Below are 15662 nucleotides of genomic sequence, written 5' to 3' on the forward strand. Positions count from 1 at the left end.
TCTGATCACCTCGAGAAAGGCCCGGTCCCATGGCCGTCCCTAAGAAGAAAGTTTCGCCCTCCCGCCGCGGCATGCGCCGCAGCCACGAGGCGCTCACCGCCGAGGCCTATGCCGACTGCCCCAACTGCGGCGAGCTGAAGCGCCCCCACCATGTCTGCCACTCCTGCGGCCATTACGACGGCCGCGAGGTCGTGCAGGCCAGCGACAAGCAGAAGATCGCGGTCCGCGTCTGACGGCGGGCGGCCAGCCTCCCGTGCCGGCCGCGCACCATGCCCGAGCGCGCCATGACACGCCTGCCATGAACCGCCCGTCGTGGAGCCGCCTGTCGTGGAACAGCCTGTCGTGGAACAGCCTGTCGTGACGGGCCGCCGATGAGCGGCCCGGCTCCTGCCTTCGCCCTGGCGGTGGATGCGATGGGCGGCGACAACGCGCCCGAGGCAGTGCTGGACGGCGTCGAGCTGTCGGCCGAGCGCCATCCCGGCGCGCGCTTCCTGCTGCTGGGCGACGAGGCCCGGCTGTCCCCCCTGCTGGCGCGCCGCAAGCGTGCGGCGGAGGCATGCAGCCTGCGGCACGCGCCGGAGGCCGTGCCGGGGGAGATGAAGCCCACGGCGGCGCTGCGCCTGCGCGGCTCCTCCATGCGGCTTGCCATCGACGCCGTGGCCTCGGGCGAGGCCGCCGGCGTCGTCTCGGCCGGGAACACCGGCGCGCTGATGGCGCTCGCCAAGATCGTGCTCAAGACCATGGCGGAGATCGACCGGCCCGCGCTCGCGGCCATCGGCCCCTCCGCGCGCGGCGACGTGGTGCTGCTCGACCTGGGGGCGAACCTCCAGGCCGATGCCCGCAACCTGGTCGAGTTCGCGGTGATGGGCGATGCCTTCGCCCGCGCGGTGCTGGGCCTCACCTCGCCCTCCATCGGCCTGCTCAACGTGGGCTCGGAGGAGCTGAAGGGCGACGAGCGGGTACGGCAGGCGGCCGAGGCGCTGCGCGAAAGCCATGTCGGCGCGAACTTCCGCGGCTTCGTCGAGGGCCACGACATCACCGCCGGCACGGTCGACGTGGTGGTGACGGACGGCTTCACCGGCAACATCGCGCTCAAGACCGGCGAGGGCGCGCTGAAGCTGATGCGCGACCTGCTGCGCCAGGTCTTCACCTCCTCCGTGCCCGCGCGGCTGGGCTACCTGCTGGCCCGCCCGGCGCTGGACCGGCTGCGCGAGTGGATGGACCCGCGCCGCTACAACGGCGCCGTGCTGGTCGGTCTGAACGGCGTGGTGGTGAAGAGCCATGGCGGCACCGACGCGCTCGGCTTCGCCTATGCGATGGACGTCGCCATGGACATGGTCACCCATGGCTTCAACGACCGCATCCGCGAGGGCATCGGCCTGCTGCGGCGGGGCGATGCCGACACCCCCACCCTGACCGCGATGCGCTGAGGCGACGATGCGTGCCCTGATCACCGGAACCGGCGGCTACCTTCCCGCGCGCGTTCTGGACAATGATGCGTTGGCGGCGGCCTATGGGCTGGACACCTCCGACGAGTGGATCCGCGAGCGGACGGGCATCCGCCAGCGGCACCTGGCGGCGGAGGGCGAGACCGCCTCCTCCATGGGCGTCGCCGCGGCGCGGCAGGCGCTGGCCCAGGCGGGGGCCGACCCGGCTAGCGTGGGCGCGGTGATCGTCGCCACCTCCACTCCCGACAGCGCCTTCCCCTCCACCGCAGCGCGCATCCAGGGTGCGCTGGGCTGCCCCGGCGGCCCGGCCTTCGACCTCTCCGCCGCCTGCGCCGGCTTCATCTATGCGCTGGGCGTGGCCGGATCGCTGATGCGCAGCGGCGCGGTGCGCAGCGCGCTGGTGATCGGCACGGAGGTCTATTCCCGCATCCTGGACTGGACCGACCGCGGCACCTGCGTGCTGTTCGGCGACGGGGCGGGGGCGGTGCTGCTCCAGGCGGGGGAGGACCCGGATCGCGGCCTGCTCTCCTGGCACCTGCATGCCGATGGCCGCCATGGCGACATCCTGCAGGTGGAGGGCGGGGCCGGCAGCACCGGCGGCACCGGCCTGCTGCGGATGGCCGGGCGCGAGGTATTCCGCCACGCCGTGGCCAAGCTCGCCTCCGCCGTCGACGAGGCGCTGGCGGCCAACCGCCTGGACCGGTCCGAGGTGCAGTGGCTGGTGCCGCACCAGGCGAACCGGCGCATCATCGACGCCATGGGCCGCAAGCTGGGCCTGCCGCCCGAGCGGGTGGTGATCACCGTCGACCGCCACGCCAACACCTCGGCCGCGTCGATCCCGCTCGCGCTCGCCGAGGCGACGCGCGACGGCCGCATCCAGCGCGGCGACCTGGTGCTGATGGAGGCCATCGGCGGCGGGCTGACCTGGGGCGCGGCGCTGGCGCGCTACTGACCCGCCGCCGGTCCCACGCCGGCATGGCGGCGCGGCCACACACGCCGTGGCTTCGTGACCACAGGGGAGCGGACTCCGTTGACGCCCCGCGGTGGCCCTGGCTTCATCCCGCCGTCTGAGGCGAGTCAGGGTGCAGCCGGCATGAATACCGTGACGCGGGCACAACTCGCGGACGCGATCTATGCGCAGGTGGGTCTGTCGCGGAACGAGAGCGCCGCGCTGCTGGAAGGCGTGCTCGAGCGCATCTCCGCCAGCCTGGAGGCGGGGCAGGCGGTGAAGCTCTCCGCCTTCGGGACCTTCACCGTGCGGCAGAAGGCGCAGCGCGTGGGCCGCAACCCCAAGACCGGTATCGAGGTGCCGATCTCCCCGCGCCGCGTGCTCTCCTTCCGGGCCAGCCAGGTGCTGAAGGCGCGGATCAACGGCGAGGCCGCGCCCGCCGATGCGCCGGACGGGGGGGATGACGCCTGATGCCGTCCGAGGTGATGGACGAGGCCTCGGCACGGCCCCGCAAGGCGCCGACAGCCTTCCGCACCATCAGCGAGGTGGCGGAGGACCTGCACATCCCGCAGCACGTGCTGCGCTTCTGGGAAAGCAAGTTCCCGCAGCTCAAGCCGCTGAAGCGCGGCGGCGGGCGGCGCTACTACCGGCCGGACGACATCGCGCTGCTGCGGCGGATCGGCGACCTGCTCTACACCCAGGGCTATACCATCAAGGGCGTGCAGCGGCTGCTGCGCGACGGCACGCCGGAGGGGGCTGAGCCGGCCCCGGCCGAGATGGCGGCCACCGGGCGGGAAGGGTTGCTGCAGGAATGCGTGGAGGAGCTGGAGTCGATCGCGGCCAGCCTCCGCCTCCTCACCCATGGCGGACGCGGATAGGGACTCCGGCGGCGGGCCGGGACCGGCCCGCCGCGTGACGGCGCCAAGCGACCGCCGGCCTGCTGCTGCTCCGGCGCGCCACAGGGATTGACCGGCGCCCGGGGGTGGACCGGCGGGATCGCCGCTACGCCGGGCGGCGGCGTCAGGCGCCGGGGCGTGCCGGTGACCGGAGGCACGCGCGAAGCTCGATCAGCAGATGCGCCGCCGGGATGAGAAGCGGCAGGCCGCTGTACATCAGCGCCGCCGCCATCCTGTTCAGGTCGAGGGGGCCGGCCGAGGCTTCCGCGTACAGCCGGGGAAGGCTCGAGAGCAGGATCGGGGGCGCGGCGAGCAGGATGGCGATCCGGGCCGCCCGCCCCTGCCCGCGCAGCCCGTCGCGCCCGAGGAGGAGGAAGCGCCCGCCCAGGCCGACGAACAGGAAGAGGGCGGCGACCGCGCAGAGGCAAAGCATGGCCATGAGCAGCAGCCCGAGTCCGGTCCACAGCTCCTCGCCCATCCGCGGCCCGCCCGCCAGGACCGTGTGGACGAGTCCCAGCAGGGCGACTGGCACAAGAAGGACGATGGCCGGCAGCAGGAAGGGCACGACGAACAAGGACGCGGGCATCGCGATCAGGACCATCTCGGCGGCGAAAAGCGTTCGGCTCAAGGCTTCGGACATGGCATCCCGGACGCTGCGGACCCGCGCTGCGCCGGAGCCTGCCGCCGATCGGACGCCCGCCGCAACACGGGACCGGCCGGGCCGTGGCGGCGGGTGGCCACCGGCCCTGGTCTTCGCGGCCGCCTGGCCCCATCTGGGGCGCACCGCATGGGAGGGAATGGCATGACCGAGGCCTGCATCGTCGGCTGGGCGCATACGCCCTTCGGCAAGCTGGAGGACGCGCCGGACGTCGAAAGCCTGCTGGCCCGCGTCGCCCGCAACGCCATCGAGGATGCGGGGGTCGCTCCGTCCGACATCGAGGGCGTCTTCGTCGGCCTGTTCAACGGCGGCTTCCAGGCCCAGGACTTCCCCGCCTCGCTGGTGATGCAGTCCGTGCCGGAGCTGCGCTTCCGCCGCGCCACCCGCTACGAGAACGCCTGCGCCACCGGCTCCGCCGCGATCCATGGCGCGCTGGACTTCCTGGCGGCCGGGCGGGGGCGCTTCGCGCTGGTGCTGGGGGCGGAGAAGATGACCGCCGTGCCGGGGGCGAAGGTGGGGGACATCCTGCTCGGCTGCTCCTACCGCAAGGAGGAGGGGGAGATCGAGGCGGGCTTCGCCGGGGTCTTCGGCCGCATCGCCGAGGCGTATTTCCAGCGCCATGGCGACCAGTCCGACGCGCTGGCCGCCATCGCCGCGAAGAACCACCGCAACGGGGTGGAGAACCCCTATGCCCAGCTCCGCAAGGACCTGGGCTACGAGTTCTGCCGCACCCCGAGCGAGAAGAACCCCGTGGTCGCCGGGCCGCTGAAGCGCACCGACTGCTCGCCGGTCAGCGACGGCGCGGCGGCGCTGGTGCTGACGGACGAGGAGACGGCGCGCACGCTGGGCAAGGCGGTGCGCTTCCGGGCGGCGGTGCAGGTGAACGACCTGATGCCGATCTCGGCGCGCGACATCACCCGCTTCGAGGGGGCGCGCGAGGCCTGGGCGCGGGCGCATGCCGCCGCCGGGACGACGCTCGCCGACCTGTCGCTGGCCGAGGTGCACGACTGCTTCACCATCGCGGAGCTCATCGAATACGAGGCGATGGGCCTGGCGCCGGAGGGGCAGGGGGCCCGCGCCGCGCTGGAGGGCTGGACGGCCAAGGACGGGCGGCTGCCGGTGAACCCCTCGGGCGGGCTGAAGGCCAAGGGGCACCCGATCGGGGCCACCGGCGTCTCCATGCACGCGCTGGCGGCGATGCAGCTCTGCGACGCGGCGGGGGGGATGCAGATTCCTGGCGCGACGGTGGCGGGGGTGTTCAACATGGGCGGCTCGGCGGTGGCGAACTACGTCTCCATCCTGGAGCGGCTGCGCTGACGCCCCTGGCGCGCTGACGCGGCGCCCCCATCTGCGGGGGCGCTTGCAGACCGCACCCCTCCTCATCGGGTCGGAGATCTACCGGGGCTCGACCTATGGCGGGAAGCACCCGCTGGCGATCCCCCGCGTCTCCACCGCGCTCGACCTGATCCGCGCCCTGGGCTGGCTGGACCCGGAGCGGTACCTCGACAGCCCCCGCGCGACACCGGAGCAGCTCACCCGCTTCCACACCCCGGACTACGTCGCCGCGCTGCAACGCGCCGAGGCGGAGCAGGCGGTGAGCGACGCGGTCCGCGCCCGCCACCGCCTGGGCGCGGAGGGCAACCCGATCTACCGCGAGGTCTTCCGCCGCCCCGCCACCGGCGCCGGGGGCGCGATCCTGGCGGCGCGGCTGGTGCGCGACGGCGGCGTGGTCCACATCCCCGGCGCCGGGACACACCACGCCATGCCCGACCGGGCGAGCGGCTTCTGCTACCTCAACGACGTGGCGCTGTGCTGCCTCGCGCTGGTCGATGCCAGGCTGGAGCGGGTGCTCTACCTCGACATCGACGCGCATCACGGCGACGGCGTGGAGGCCGCCTTCCACGACGACCCGCGCGTGCTGACCGTTTCCGTCCACGAGGCCAACCGCTGGCCGCGCACCGGGCTGGTCGGCGACCGTGCCGGGGGGCATGCGCGGAACCTGCCGGTGCCGGAGGGCTTCAACGACAGCGAGATGCGCTGGGTGCTGCACCACGCGATCCTGCCGCTGCTGCGCCACTGGCGGCCGCAGGCGATCGTCCTGCAATGCGGCGCGGATGCGATCGAGGAGGACCCGCTGTCCCGGCTCGCCCTCTCCAACAACGCCCATTTCGCCGTGATTCGGGCGCTGCTGGGGGAAGCGCCCCGGCTGATCGTGACGGGGGGCGGGGGCTACAACCCCTGGTCCGTGGCGCGCTGCTGGGCGGGGGTCTGGGGGGTGCTGAACGGGCATGAGGCGCCAGAGCGCCTGCCGCCCGGGGCGGAGGCGGTGCTCCGCGGCCTCACCTGGTTCCGCGCCGCCGGGCGCGCGCCGCCGGAGCACTGGTTCACCACCTTGCGCGACCCCCCGCGCGAGGGGGTCATCCGCCGCGAGGTGCAGGAGGTCTGCGCGGCGGTGGTGCGGGACCTGCCGGAGCCCTGACTCGCCGCTACTCCGGCAGCAGGACCGAGACCGCCGCCTGGCAGGCGATGCCCTCGCCCCGCCCGGTGAAGCCGAGCCGCTCGGAGGTGGTCGCCTTCACCGAGACGCGGGACAGCGGCACGCCCATCAGCTCCGCCAGCCGGGCGCGCATGGCGGGGGCGTGGGGGGTGATCTTCGGCCGCTCGCAGATCAGGGTGACGTCCGCATTGGCGATCACGCCGCCCCGCTCCGCCACCAGCGCCGCGGCGTGGCGGAGGAAGCGGGCGCTGTCGGCATCCTTCCATTCCGCCTCGGAGGGCGGGAAGTGTCGGCCGATATCGCCCTCCGCCATGGCGCCGTAGATCGCGTCGCACAGGGCGTGGATGCCCACATCGGCGTCGGAATGCCCATCCAGGCCGAGCGGATGCTCGACCTTCACGCCGCACAGGAACAGCGGCCGGTCCGGCACCAGCCGGTGCACGTCGAAGCCGGTGCCGGTGCGCGGCCAGAGCGCCGCGCGGCGCGCCGCCTCCAGCCGGGCAAGGTCCTCGGGAAAGGTCACCTTCACGTTCTCCTCCGATCCCGGCACCAGCGCCACCGCCTCTCCCATCGCCTCCAGCAGCGCCGCGTCGTCCGTCGCCCCCGGCGCGGCGGCGCGGTGGCCGGCGAGCAGCACGGGGAAGCGGAAGGCCTGGGGCGTCTGCGCCCGGAACAGCCCCTCGCGCGGCACGGTCGCCGCGATGGCCCCGCCCTCGCCGCGCTTGAGCGTGTCGCTGACGGGGAGCGCCGGGATGGCGCCCGCCCGGTCCTGCAGCGCCGCCAGCAGGGCGGCGACGGTGCCGGCGGGCACGACCGGGCGGGCGCCGTCATGCACCAGCACGATGGCGGGCGGGTCGGCGGCCAGCGCCTCCAGCCCTGCGCGCACGCTGTCCTGCCGGGTGGCGCCGCCGGCCACGGGGGCGAGGGCGGGCAGGCCCTCCAGCAGCGTGGCGACCCGCCCCGCCTCGGCCGGGGCACAGACCGGGAGCAGCGCGTCGACCAGCCCCTCGGCGAGCAGCGCCTCGGCGGCGTGGCGCAGCACCGGCTTGCCGGCGAGGGGCAGGAACTGCTTCGGGGCGGCCGCGCCGAAGCGCAGCCCCTGGCCCGCCGCCAGCAGCAGGGCGACGGCGCGGGGCGGGGAGGGCGGAGTCGCGGCGGACGGAACGGGGCGCGTCATGGGCGGCGGAAGCTAGAGCGGATCGCCGGAGGGAGGCAGCGGGGGCGAGGCAGGAATCTGCCCCGCCCGGTCGACCGCGCGGACCGGACCGGGCTCAAGCGGCGATGGCCGGCCCCCCCCTCGTCCGCCTCCCCGGGTTGGCGCCGCCCGACATGGCAGAGCGCGCCTTTTCATATCGAAGCTGAACGGAGAATGACGCCTTCCGTCGCTTCATGCCTCATTTCTCAGCACGGCGCTTGACGCGGCGCCCGGCCGGCGGATACCCGCATCATTATGAACGGCTTTGAAGCGACTGTTGCGGCCGCCCCTGATCCTTTTCCAGGGCGCGGCACCCCGGCGCACGCCTCCATCATGACGGAAGGCGATCGGTCCTCGCCAGCCGGGTCCGCCGCCCTGGCGCCCATCGACCTCGGCGGCGGCGTGCGGATCGACTGCCCCGTGATCCTGGCGCCGATGTCCGGCGTCACCGACCTGCCCTTCCGGCGGCTGGCGCGGGAGCTGGGCGGGCCGATGGTGGTCAGCGAGATGATCGCCAGCCAGGCGATGGTCCGCACCAACCGCCAGACGCTGAAGATGGCGGAGGTGGACGGCTTCGGCGGCCCTGCCTCCGTCCAGCTCGCCGGCTGCGACCCGGAGGTGATGGCCGAGGCCGCGCGGCTGGCCGTGGACCGCGGCGCGGCCATCGTCGACATCAACTTCGGCTGCCCGGTGAAGAAGGTCGCGGTGGGCCAGTCCGCCGGCTCCGCCCTGATGCGCGACGAGGTGGCCGCCGCCCGCATCCTGGAGGCGACCGCGCGGGCGGTGTCCGTCCCCGTGACGCTGAAGATGCGGATGGGCTGGGACCATGCCAGCCTGAACGCCCCCCGCCTTGCGGTCATCGCGCGGGAGAGCGGCATCCGCATGGTCACCGTGCACGGCCGCACCCGGCAGATGTTCTACACGGGCACGGCCGACTGGGGCTTCGTGGCCCAGGTCAAGGCGGTGGCCGGCATCCCGGTGATCGTGAACGGCGACATCCTGGGCGCGGAGGACGCGGCCGAGGCGCTGCGCCGCTCCGGCGCGGATGGCGTCATGATCGGGCGCGGCGCCTATGGGCGTCCCTGGCTGATGGCCGCCGTCGCCGACCGCCTGCGTGGCGGGACCATGGCGGAGGATCCGGACCTCGCCACGCGCTACGCCATCCTGCGCCGGCACTACGATGCCATGCTGGAGCATCACGGGCGCGACCCGGGGCTGCGGCTCGCGCGCAAGCACCTCGCCTGGTACTCGCGCGGCCTGCCCGGCAGCGCCGAGCACCGCGTCCGCATCAACCAGGCCGATACGGTGGAGGCTGCCCTGGCCGAGCTCGCCGCCTACTGGGAGCCGCTGATCGGGCGCGGCGTGGTCGTCGCCCATGGCCGCGCCGAGGCGCTGGCGGCATGAGCGGCGTCGCCGCCGCCCTGCGCCGGGCCGTGAGCCGCCCCGCCCGCCGTGTCCCCTCGCCGGAGGCCACAGCCGTGCTCGGCGCCGTGCCGCTGCCGGTGGTCGTGCTGGATGCCGAGGACCGCTTCATCTTCGCCAACCCGGCGGCGGAGCTGTTCTTCCAGCTCTCCGCGGTCTCGCTCTCCCAGCTGACCCTCGAGGCCCTGGTGCCGGAGGACAACCGCCTCGTCGCCCTGGTGCGGCAGGTGCGCAGCGCCGAGGCCCCGGTCTCCGACTACGACCTGCTGCTGGAGAGCCCGCGGCTGAGCCGCAGCGGCGTCTCCGCCCAGGGGGTGATGCTGCCGGAGCTGCCCGGCGCCGTGGTGCTGACGCTGCAGGACGGCTCGACGGCGCAGAAGCTGGACCGGCAGCTCAACTTCCGGGGTGCCGCGCGCGGCGCCTCCGCCATGGCGGCGATGCTGGCGCACGAGGTGAAGAACCCGCTCTCCGGCATCCGCGGCGCCGCCCAGCTGCTGGAGCAGTCGGCGGCGGAGGGCGACCGCGAGCTGTGCACGCTGATCCAGGACGAGGTGGACCGCATCCGCGACCTGGTGGAGCGGATGGACATGTTCAGCGAGCGCCCGGTCGAGCGCAGCCCGGTGAACATCCACGAGGTGCTGGGCCATGTCCGCCTCGTCGCCGGCTCCGGCTTCGCGGCGCATCTGCGGCTGGTGGAGGAATACGACCCCTCGCTGCCGCACGTCCTCGCCAACCGCGACATCCTGGTGCAGGTGATCCTGAACCTGGTGAAGAACGCGGCCGAGGCGGTGGACCCGCTGGAAGGGGAGATCACCCTGTCCACCGCCTATCGCCACGGGGTTCGGATCGCCATTCCCAGCAGCCGCGAGCGCGTCCACCTGCCGATCGAGGTCAGCGTGCGCGACAACGGCCCGGGCATCGCGGAGGAGGTGCGCGCGACGCTCTTCGAGCCCTTCGTCAGCACCAAGCGCGGCGGGCAGGGGCTGGGCCTCGCCCTGGTGGCGCGGCTGGTGGAGGATCTCGGCGGGCTGATCGAATGCGACAGCCGCCCGGGCCGCACCGTCTTCCGCCTCTCCCTGCCGATCCCGCCCAGCGGCAAGGCCGCCGCCACCGACAAACCCGCCGCCAGCCGGCCCGGTACCGACGAATCCGGCACCGGGAAACAGGGCCCGTTCGCGCGCGGCGCCCGTGCAAGGACCAGCCCGTGACCGGACAGACCATCCTGATCGCCGACGACGACCGGGCGATCCGCACCGTCCTGTCCCAGGCGCTGGGCCGCGCCGGCTACAACGTCCGCGCCACCTCCTCCGCCGCCACGCTCTGGCGCTGGGTGGAGGATGGCGAGGGCGACCTGGTCATCACCGACGTGGTGATGCCCGACGAGAACGGGCTGGACCTGGTGCCGCGCATCAAGCGCGTGCGCCCGGAGCTGCGCGTGCTGGTGATGTCGGCGCAGTCCACCTTCATGACGGCGGTGAAGGCCGCGCAGCGCGGGGCCTTCGAGTACCTGCCCAAGCCCTTCGACCTGAAGGAGCTGCTCTCGGTGGTCGGCCGCGCGCTGGTCGCCCCGGGGCCCGCCCCGGCGCCGAGCGAGGACGGGGAGGGCGAGCGCCTGCCCATCGTCGGCCGCTCCGCCGCGATGCAGGAGATCTACCGCACCGTCGCGCGGCTCACGACGACCGACCTGACGGTGATGATCACGGGCGAGTCCGGCACCGGCAAGGAGCTGGTCGCGCGCGCCCTGCACGACTACGGCAAGCGCCGCGGCGGGCCGTTCGTGGCGATCAACATGGCGGCCATCCCGCGCGAGCTGATCGAGGCGGAGTTGTTCGGCCACGAGCGCGGCGCCTTCACCGGCGCGCTGGCCCGCGGCGTGGGGCGCTTCGAGCAGGCGGCCGGCGGCTCGCTCTTCCTCGACGAGATCGGCGACATGCCGCCCGAGGCGCAGACCCGCCTGCTGCGCGTGCTGCAGGAGGGGGAGTTCACCACCGTCGGCGGGCGCCAGCCGATCAAGGCGAACGTGCGGATCATCGCCGCCACCCACCGCGACCTGCGCCAGGCGATCCGGGCGGGCAGCTTCCGCGAGGACCTGTTCTACCGGCTGAACGTGGTGCCCATCCGCCTGCCGCCGCTGCGCGAGCGGCTGGAGGACATCCCGCTGCTGGCCCGCCACTTCCTGGAGCGCGCCAAGGCCGCCGGCCTGCCGGGCAAGACGCTCGACCAGGATGCGATGGAGCGGCTGAAGCAGCATTCCTGGCCCGGCAACGCGCGCGAGCTGGAGAACCTGATGCGCCGCCTTGCCGCCCTCTACCCGCAGGAGGTGATCGGCGAGGATGCGGTGGCGGCGGAGCTGGCGGAGACGGAGACCTCGCCCGCCGCGACCGGCGAGGCGCGCTCCCCCGAGACGCTGGAACAGGCGGTGGAGCGGCACCTCACCACCTTCCTCGGCGCGCACCGCGACGGCCTGCCGGTCCGCGACCTCTACGAGCGCGTGGTGTCGGAGGTGGAGCGGCCGCTGATCCGGCTGGCCCTCGCCGCGACGCGGGGGAACCAGATCAAGGCCGCGGCCATGCTCGGGCTGAACCGCAACACGCTCCGCAAGAAGATCCGGGAGCTGGAGCTGCCGGTGGTGCGCGGTCTCTCCTGACCGCCGGGCGGGGCCGTTCTGCCTGACGGTTCGCTGTGCGCAACGTCTTCGGCGGGATGTGGCCTGGACGACACAGTTCGGTCTAGGATGGCGCCGATGATATCGGCGTCGAGCGTCGCACCATGAGGCCCGGCCCATGACCGCGGCCCCCACCAGCGCCCACGGCGAGGCGGGCGCGGCCGGCCGCGCCGGCGCGGAGCAGCCGCGCGGGCTGGCCCGGCGGACCGCCGACCTGCTGCTCGGCCGCGCCATGACGCTGGGCCTGGCGGTGGGGGCGCTGCTGCTGGGCATCGGCACCTTCACCCTGCTGTCGGATGGCAGCCCCTTCGGCCCCACCCGGCCGGGACAGGTCGCGGCCATGGTCATGGTCAACGCGGCCTTCCTCGTCCTGCTCGCCGCCTCCCTCGTCGGGCGGCTGGTGCGGGTCTGGGCGGAGCGGCGGCGGGGCAGCGCCGGCTCTCGGCTGCATGTCCGGCTGGTGCTACTGTTCGGGGTGGTGGCGGTGGTGCCCGCCACGCTGGTCGGCATCTTCGCCGCGGTCTTCTTCAACTGGGGCATCCAGGCCTGGTTCAGCGACCGGGTGCGCTCGACGCTGGAGGCGAGCCTTGTCGCCTCCCGCGCCTATCTGGACGAGCACCGCAACACCATCCGCGCCGACGCGCTGGCCATGGCGGCGGACCTGAACCGCGCCGCCTCCCTGCTGCCCGACAACACCCTGGCCTTTGCCCGGGTGCTGGCCACCCACACCGCGCTGCGCGGGTTGCAGGAGGCGGTGGTGTTCGAGCCGGTGCTGGGCCAGGTCGTCGCCCATGCCGGGCTGACCACCACCACCGTCGTCTCCCCGCCGCCCGCCTGGGCCATGGACCTCGCCCGCAGCGGCGAGGTGGCGGTGCTGGCCAATGACGAGGGGGAGGAGGGGCGGGTGCGCGCCCTGGTGATGCTGGACATCGCGCCGGGGCTGATGCTGTCGATCGGCCGGCCGGTGGATGCCAGCGTGCTGGAGCACATGCTGGCGACCGAGCGCGCCTTCCAGGCCTATGACCAGCTCGACCGCAACCGCTCCGGGCTGCAGATCACCTTCGCGATGATCTTTGCCATCGCCGCCCTGCTGGTGCTGATGGCGGCGGTGCTGATCGGCCTGGTCTTCGCGAACCAGCTGGCCCGCCCCATCTCCCGCCTGATCAACGCGGCCGAGCGCGTGCGGGGGGGCGACCTGTCGGTGAAGCTGCAGGAGGGGCCGGAGGACGACGAGCTCGGCAGCCTCAGCCGCGCCTTCAACCGCATGACGAACCAGCTCGCCGCCCAGCGTTCCGAGCTGATGCAGGCTTATCGCCAGATCGACGAGCGGCGGCGCTTCACCGAGACGGTGCTGGCCGGCGTCTCGGCCGGGGTGGTGGGGCTGGATGCGGAGGGCCGGGTGAACCTGCCGAACCGCTCCGCCTCGGATCTGCTGGGCCAGGACATGGAGGCCGCCATCGGTCATCCGCTGCCGGAGGTGGTCCCGGAGTTCGCGGCGCTGGCCGCCGCCGCCGCCGCCGCGCCGGAGCGGGCGCATACGGCGGAGGTGAAGCTGGGCGCTCCCAACGCCCGCCGCACCCTGATCGCGCGGATGGGGGCGGAGGTGCAGGCTGGGCAGGTGGCCGGCTACGTGCTGACCTTCGACGACGTGACGGAGCTGCTCTCCGCCCAGCGCAAGGCCGCCTGGGCGGACGTGGCGCGGCGCATCGCGCACGAGATCAAGAACCCGCTCACCCCGATCCAGCTCTCGGCCGAGCGTCTCAAGCGGCGCTACCTCAAGGAGATCACCTCCGATCCGGAGACCTTCCGCACCTGCACCGACACCATCGTGCGGCAGGTTGGCGACATCGGCCGCATGGTGGACGAGTTCTCCGCCTTCGCCCGCATGCCGCAGCCGGTGATCCGGCCGGAGGATCTGGGCCGGCTGGCGCGGGAGGCGCTGGTGCTGCAGCGCGACGCCCATCCCGCCATCACCTACGAGACGGTGCTGCCGGAGGCGCCGCTGCCGGTGCCCTGCGACCGGCGGCTGCTGAACCAGGCGCTGACCAACCTGCTGCAGAACGCGGCCGATGCCGTGGCCATGCGCCCGGAAGGCGAGGCCGGCGGGCGCATCCGCCTGGCCGTGGAGCGCCAGGGCGAATGGGCCGCGCTGGTGATCGAGGACAACGGCGTGGGCCTGCCCTCCGGCGAGGACCATGACCGGCTCGCGGAACCGTATGTCACCCACAAGGCGAAAGGGACGGGACTCGGCCTTGCCATCGTCAAGAAGATCATGGAGGACCATGGCGGCCGCCTCGTGCTGGCCGACCGGCCCCCGGAAGGCCCCGGCGAGGGGACCGGGCCGGGGGAGGGCGAGCGCCCGGGCGGCGCCCGGGTGTCGCTCCTCCTGCCGCTGACCGGCCCCCTGGGTGGCCCCGTGGGCAGCCCCCTGGGTGGTGCGGCCGATCAAAGGACGGAACAGCCCGCGACGGCGGGCGAGGCGCCCCGGCTGGCGCCCATAGGGACGGAGATCCTACGCCATGGCGCATGACATCCTGATCGTGGATGACGAGCCGGATATCCGGAACCTGATCGAGGGCATCCTGTCCGACGAGGGCTACGAGACCAGGACGGCGCGCAACTCCGACGAGGCGCTGGCCGCCTTCCGGCAGCGCCGTCCCAACCTCGTGATCCTCGACATCTGGCTGCAGAACTCGCGGCTGGACGGGCTGGGGATCCTGCGCGCCCTGCATGCGGAGGAGCCCCACGTGCCGGTGGTGATGATCTCCGGTCACGGCACCATCGAGACGGCGGTGCAGGCGATCCAGGAAGGCGCCTACGACTTCATCGAGAAGCCGTTCCAGTCCGACCGGCTGCTGCTGATCGCCGCCCGCGCGCTGGAGGCGGCGCGGCTGCGGCGGGAGAACAGCGAGCTGCGCCTGCGCGGCGGGCCGGAGGCGGAGCTGGGCGGCGTCTCCTCGGCGATCGCGCAGCTGCGCAACCAGATCGAGAAGCTGGCCCCCACCGGCTCGCGCGCCCTCATCACCGGCCCGGCGGGCTCCGGCAAGGAGGTGGTGGCGCGGATGATCCATGCCCGCTCGAAGCGGTCCGGCGAGCCCTTCGTCGCGCTGAACTGCGCGACCCTGAACCCCGCCCGGTTCGAGGAGGAGCTGTTCGGCGTGGAGGGCGGCCCCGACCCGGTCGCCCAGCCGCGCCGCGCCGGCGTGCTGGAGCGCGCCCATGGCGGCACGCTGCTGCTGGACGAGGTGGCGGACATGCCGCTGGAGACCCAGGGCAAGATCGTCCGCGCGCTGCAGGAGCAGGGCTTCGAGCGCGTCGGCGGCGGCACGCGGGTGAAGGTGGACGTGCGCGTGCTGGCCACCACCAACCGCGACCTGGCGGCCGAGATCCAGGGCGGGCGCTTCCGCGAGGACCTGTTCTACCGGCTGGCCGTGGTGCCGCTGCGGGTGCCGCCGCTGCGCGAGCGGCGGGAGGACGTGCCCGTGCTGGCGCGGGCCTTCATGGCGCGCTCGGCCGAGGCGTCCGGCATCCCGCCGCGCGAGATCAGCGAGGATGCGATGGCGGCGATGCAGTCCTATGACTGGCCGGGCAACGTCCGGCAGCTCCGCAACGTGGTGGACTGGCTGCTGATCATGGCCCCGGGCGGCGCCGGCGAGTCCATCCGCCCGGAGATGCTGCCGCCGGAGATCGGCTCCGCCGCGCCCGCCATGCTGAAGCTGGACCGGTCGAGCGAGATCATGACCCTGCCGCTGCGCGAGGCGCGCGAGCTGTTCGAGCGCCAGTACCTGGAGGCGCAGCTGCTGCGCTTCTGCGGCAACATCAGCCGCACCGCGAACTTCGTCGGCATGGAGCGGAGCGCGCTGCACCGCAAGCTGAAGTTCCTGGGCGTGAATGCGGACGACCGCGCGGCCACGGCTGCCAGCGCCTAAGGA

14 protein-coding genes are annotated in these 15662 nt (G+C 73.6%); 12 read left to right on the forward strand and 2 right to left on the reverse strand.

The window, feature by feature from the left end; genetic code table 11:
- The first annotated feature begins 29 nt into the window (after positions 1-29).
- The 5 genes from rpmF to LPC08_RS08705 all read left to right on the forward strand — a co-directional run bounded on the left by rpmF (position 30) and on the right by LPC08_RS08705 (position 3275).
- Positions 30-233: a 50S ribosomal protein L32 gene (rpmF, locus tag LPC08_RS08685; protein WP_230452299.1), complete on the forward strand. Its 204-nt coding sequence runs from the start codon at positions 30-32 to the stop codon at positions 231-233.
- Between the two features lie 138 nt (positions 234-371).
- A complete protein-coding gene (gene plsX, locus LPC08_RS08690; protein WP_230452300.1) occupies positions 372-1430 on the forward strand; it encodes a phosphate acyltransferase PlsX in 1059 nt (352 codons plus the stop codon).
- 7 nt (positions 1431-1437) lie between these two features.
- Entirely contained in the window at positions 1438-2400 is a 963-nt protein-coding gene (locus LPC08_RS08695) for a beta-ketoacyl-ACP synthase III (RefSeq protein WP_230452301.1), read from the forward strand.
- A 141-nt stretch (positions 2401-2541) separates the two neighbouring features.
- The gene (locus tag LPC08_RS08700; RefSeq protein ID WP_230452302.1) at positions 2542-2868 is read left to right on the forward strand and encodes an integration host factor subunit alpha; all 327 of its coding nucleotides are present in this window, start codon (positions 2542-2544) and stop codon (positions 2866-2868) included.
- Positions 2868-3275, forward strand: a complete 408-nt coding sequence (locus LPC08_RS08705) for a MerR family transcriptional regulator (protein WP_230452303.1) — start codon at positions 2868-2870, stop codon at positions 3273-3275. Before LPC08_RS08700 ends, LPC08_RS08705 begins: the two co-directional genes overlap by 1 nt.
- A gap of 142 nt (positions 3276-3417) precedes the next feature.
- Here the strand turns inward: LPC08_RS08705 and LPC08_RS08710 are convergent, their stop codons facing one another.
- The gene (locus LPC08_RS08710) at positions 3418-3921 is read right to left on the reverse strand and encodes a hypothetical protein (RefSeq protein WP_230452304.1); all 504 of its coding nucleotides are present in this window, start codon (positions 3919-3921) and stop codon (positions 3418-3420) included.
- A 174-nt stretch (positions 3922-4095) separates the two neighbouring features.
- On the opposite strand from LPC08_RS08710, the gene LPC08_RS08715 reads away from it, so the two are divergent.
- Positions 4096-5268: an acetyl-CoA acetyltransferase gene (locus LPC08_RS08715; protein ID WP_230452305.1), complete on the forward strand. Its 1173-nt coding sequence runs from the start codon at positions 4096-4098 to the stop codon at positions 5266-5268.
- Positions 5269-5311: 43 nt separating this feature from the next.
- Positions 5312-6430, forward strand: coding sequence for an acetoin utilization protein AcuC (locus tag LPC08_RS08720; RefSeq protein ID WP_230452306.1), 1119 nt, complete (start codon positions 5312-5314; stop codon positions 6428-6430).
- Between the two features lie 7 nt (positions 6431-6437).
- On the opposite strand, the gene LPC08_RS08725 is transcribed toward LPC08_RS08720, so the two are convergent.
- Positions 6438-7625: a bifunctional 2-C-methyl-D-erythritol 4-phosphate cytidylyltransferase/2-C-methyl-D-erythritol 2,4-cyclodiphosphate synthase gene (locus LPC08_RS08725; protein ID WP_230452307.1), complete on the reverse strand. Its 1188-nt coding sequence runs from the start codon at positions 7623-7625 to the stop codon at positions 6438-6440.
- A 351-nt stretch (positions 7626-7976) separates the two neighbouring features.
- On the opposite strand from LPC08_RS08725, the gene dusB reads away from it, so the two are divergent.
- From dusB to ntrX, 5 genes are all read left to right on the forward strand, one after another.
- Positions 7977-9047, forward strand: coding sequence for a tRNA dihydrouridine synthase DusB (dusB, locus tag LPC08_RS08730; protein ID WP_230452308.1), 1071 nt, complete (start codon positions 7977-7979; stop codon positions 9045-9047).
- Positions 9044-10273 carry a two-component system sensor histidine kinase NtrB gene (locus tag LPC08_RS08735; RefSeq protein WP_230452309.1) on the forward strand — a complete coding sequence of 410 codons (1230 nt, stop codon included), beginning with the start codon at positions 9044-9046 and terminating at the stop codon, positions 10271-10273. Before dusB ends, LPC08_RS08735 begins: the two co-directional genes overlap by 4 nt.
- Positions 10270-11712, forward strand: coding sequence for a nitrogen regulation protein NR(I) (gene ntrC / locus LPC08_RS08740; protein ID WP_230452310.1), 1443 nt, complete (start codon positions 10270-10272; stop codon positions 11710-11712). Before LPC08_RS08735 ends, ntrC begins: the two co-directional genes overlap by 4 nt.
- Positions 11713-11848: 136 nt before the next feature.
- Complete coding sequence (locus LPC08_RS08745) at positions 11849-14260, forward strand: sensor histidine kinase NtrY-like (protein WP_370643320.1); 2412 nt, start codon at positions 11849-11851, stop codon at positions 14258-14260.
- Positions 14250-15659, forward strand: a complete 1410-nt coding sequence (gene ntrX, locus LPC08_RS08750; protein WP_230452311.1) for a nitrogen assimilation response regulator NtrX — start codon at positions 14250-14252, stop codon at positions 15657-15659. The genes LPC08_RS08745 and ntrX overlap by 11 nt, the downstream gene beginning before the upstream one ends.
- Positions 15660-15662 lie beyond the last annotated feature (3 nt).

This window comes from Roseomonas sp. OT10 (assembly GCF_020991085.1).
GTDB lineage: Bacteria > Pseudomonadota > Alphaproteobacteria > Acetobacterales > Acetobacteraceae > Roseomonas > Roseomonas cutis.

What these genes read in the sequence shown, in the direction of transcription:
- rpmF (WP_230452299.1), top strand. Translation starts at nt 30, where the DNA reads ATGGCCGTCCCTAAGAAGAAAGTTTCGCCCTCCCGCCGCGGCATGCGC.
- plsX (WP_230452300.1), top strand. Translation starts at nt 372, where the DNA reads ATGAGCGGCCCGGCTCCTGCCTTCGCCCTGGCGGTGGATGCGATGGGC.
- LPC08_RS08695 (WP_230452301.1), top strand. Translation starts at nt 1,438, where the DNA reads ATGCGTGCCCTGATCACCGGAACCGGCGGCTACCTTCCCGCGCGCGTT.
- LPC08_RS08700 (WP_230452302.1), top strand. Translation starts at nt 2,542, where the DNA reads ATGAATACCGTGACGCGGGCACAACTCGCGGACGCGATCTATGCGCAG.
- LPC08_RS08705 (WP_230452303.1), top strand. Translation starts at nt 2,868, where the DNA reads ATGCCGTCCGAGGTGATGGACGAGGCCTCGGCACGGCCCCGCAAGGCG.
- LPC08_RS08715 (WP_230452305.1), top strand. Translation starts at nt 4,096, where the DNA reads ATGACCGAGGCCTGCATCGTCGGCTGGGCGCATACGCCCTTCGGCAAG.
- LPC08_RS08725 (WP_230452307.1), bottom strand. Translation starts at nt 7,625, where the DNA reads ATGACGCGCCCCGTTCCGTCCGCCGCGACTCCGCCCTCCCCGCCCCGC.
- dusB (WP_230452308.1), top strand. Translation starts at nt 7,977, where the DNA reads ATGACGGAAGGCGATCGGTCCTCGCCAGCCGGGTCCGCCGCCCTGGCG.
- LPC08_RS08735 (WP_230452309.1), top strand. Translation starts at nt 9,044, where the DNA reads ATGAGCGGCGTCGCCGCCGCCCTGCGCCGGGCCGTGAGCCGCCCCGCC.
- LPC08_RS08745 (WP_370643320.1), top strand. Translation starts at nt 11,849, where the DNA reads ATGACCGCGGCCCCCACCAGCGCCCACGGCGAGGCGGGCGCGGCCGGC.
- ntrX (WP_230452311.1), top strand. Translation starts at nt 14,250, where the DNA reads ATGGCGCATGACATCCTGATCGTGGATGACGAGCCGGATATCCGGAAC.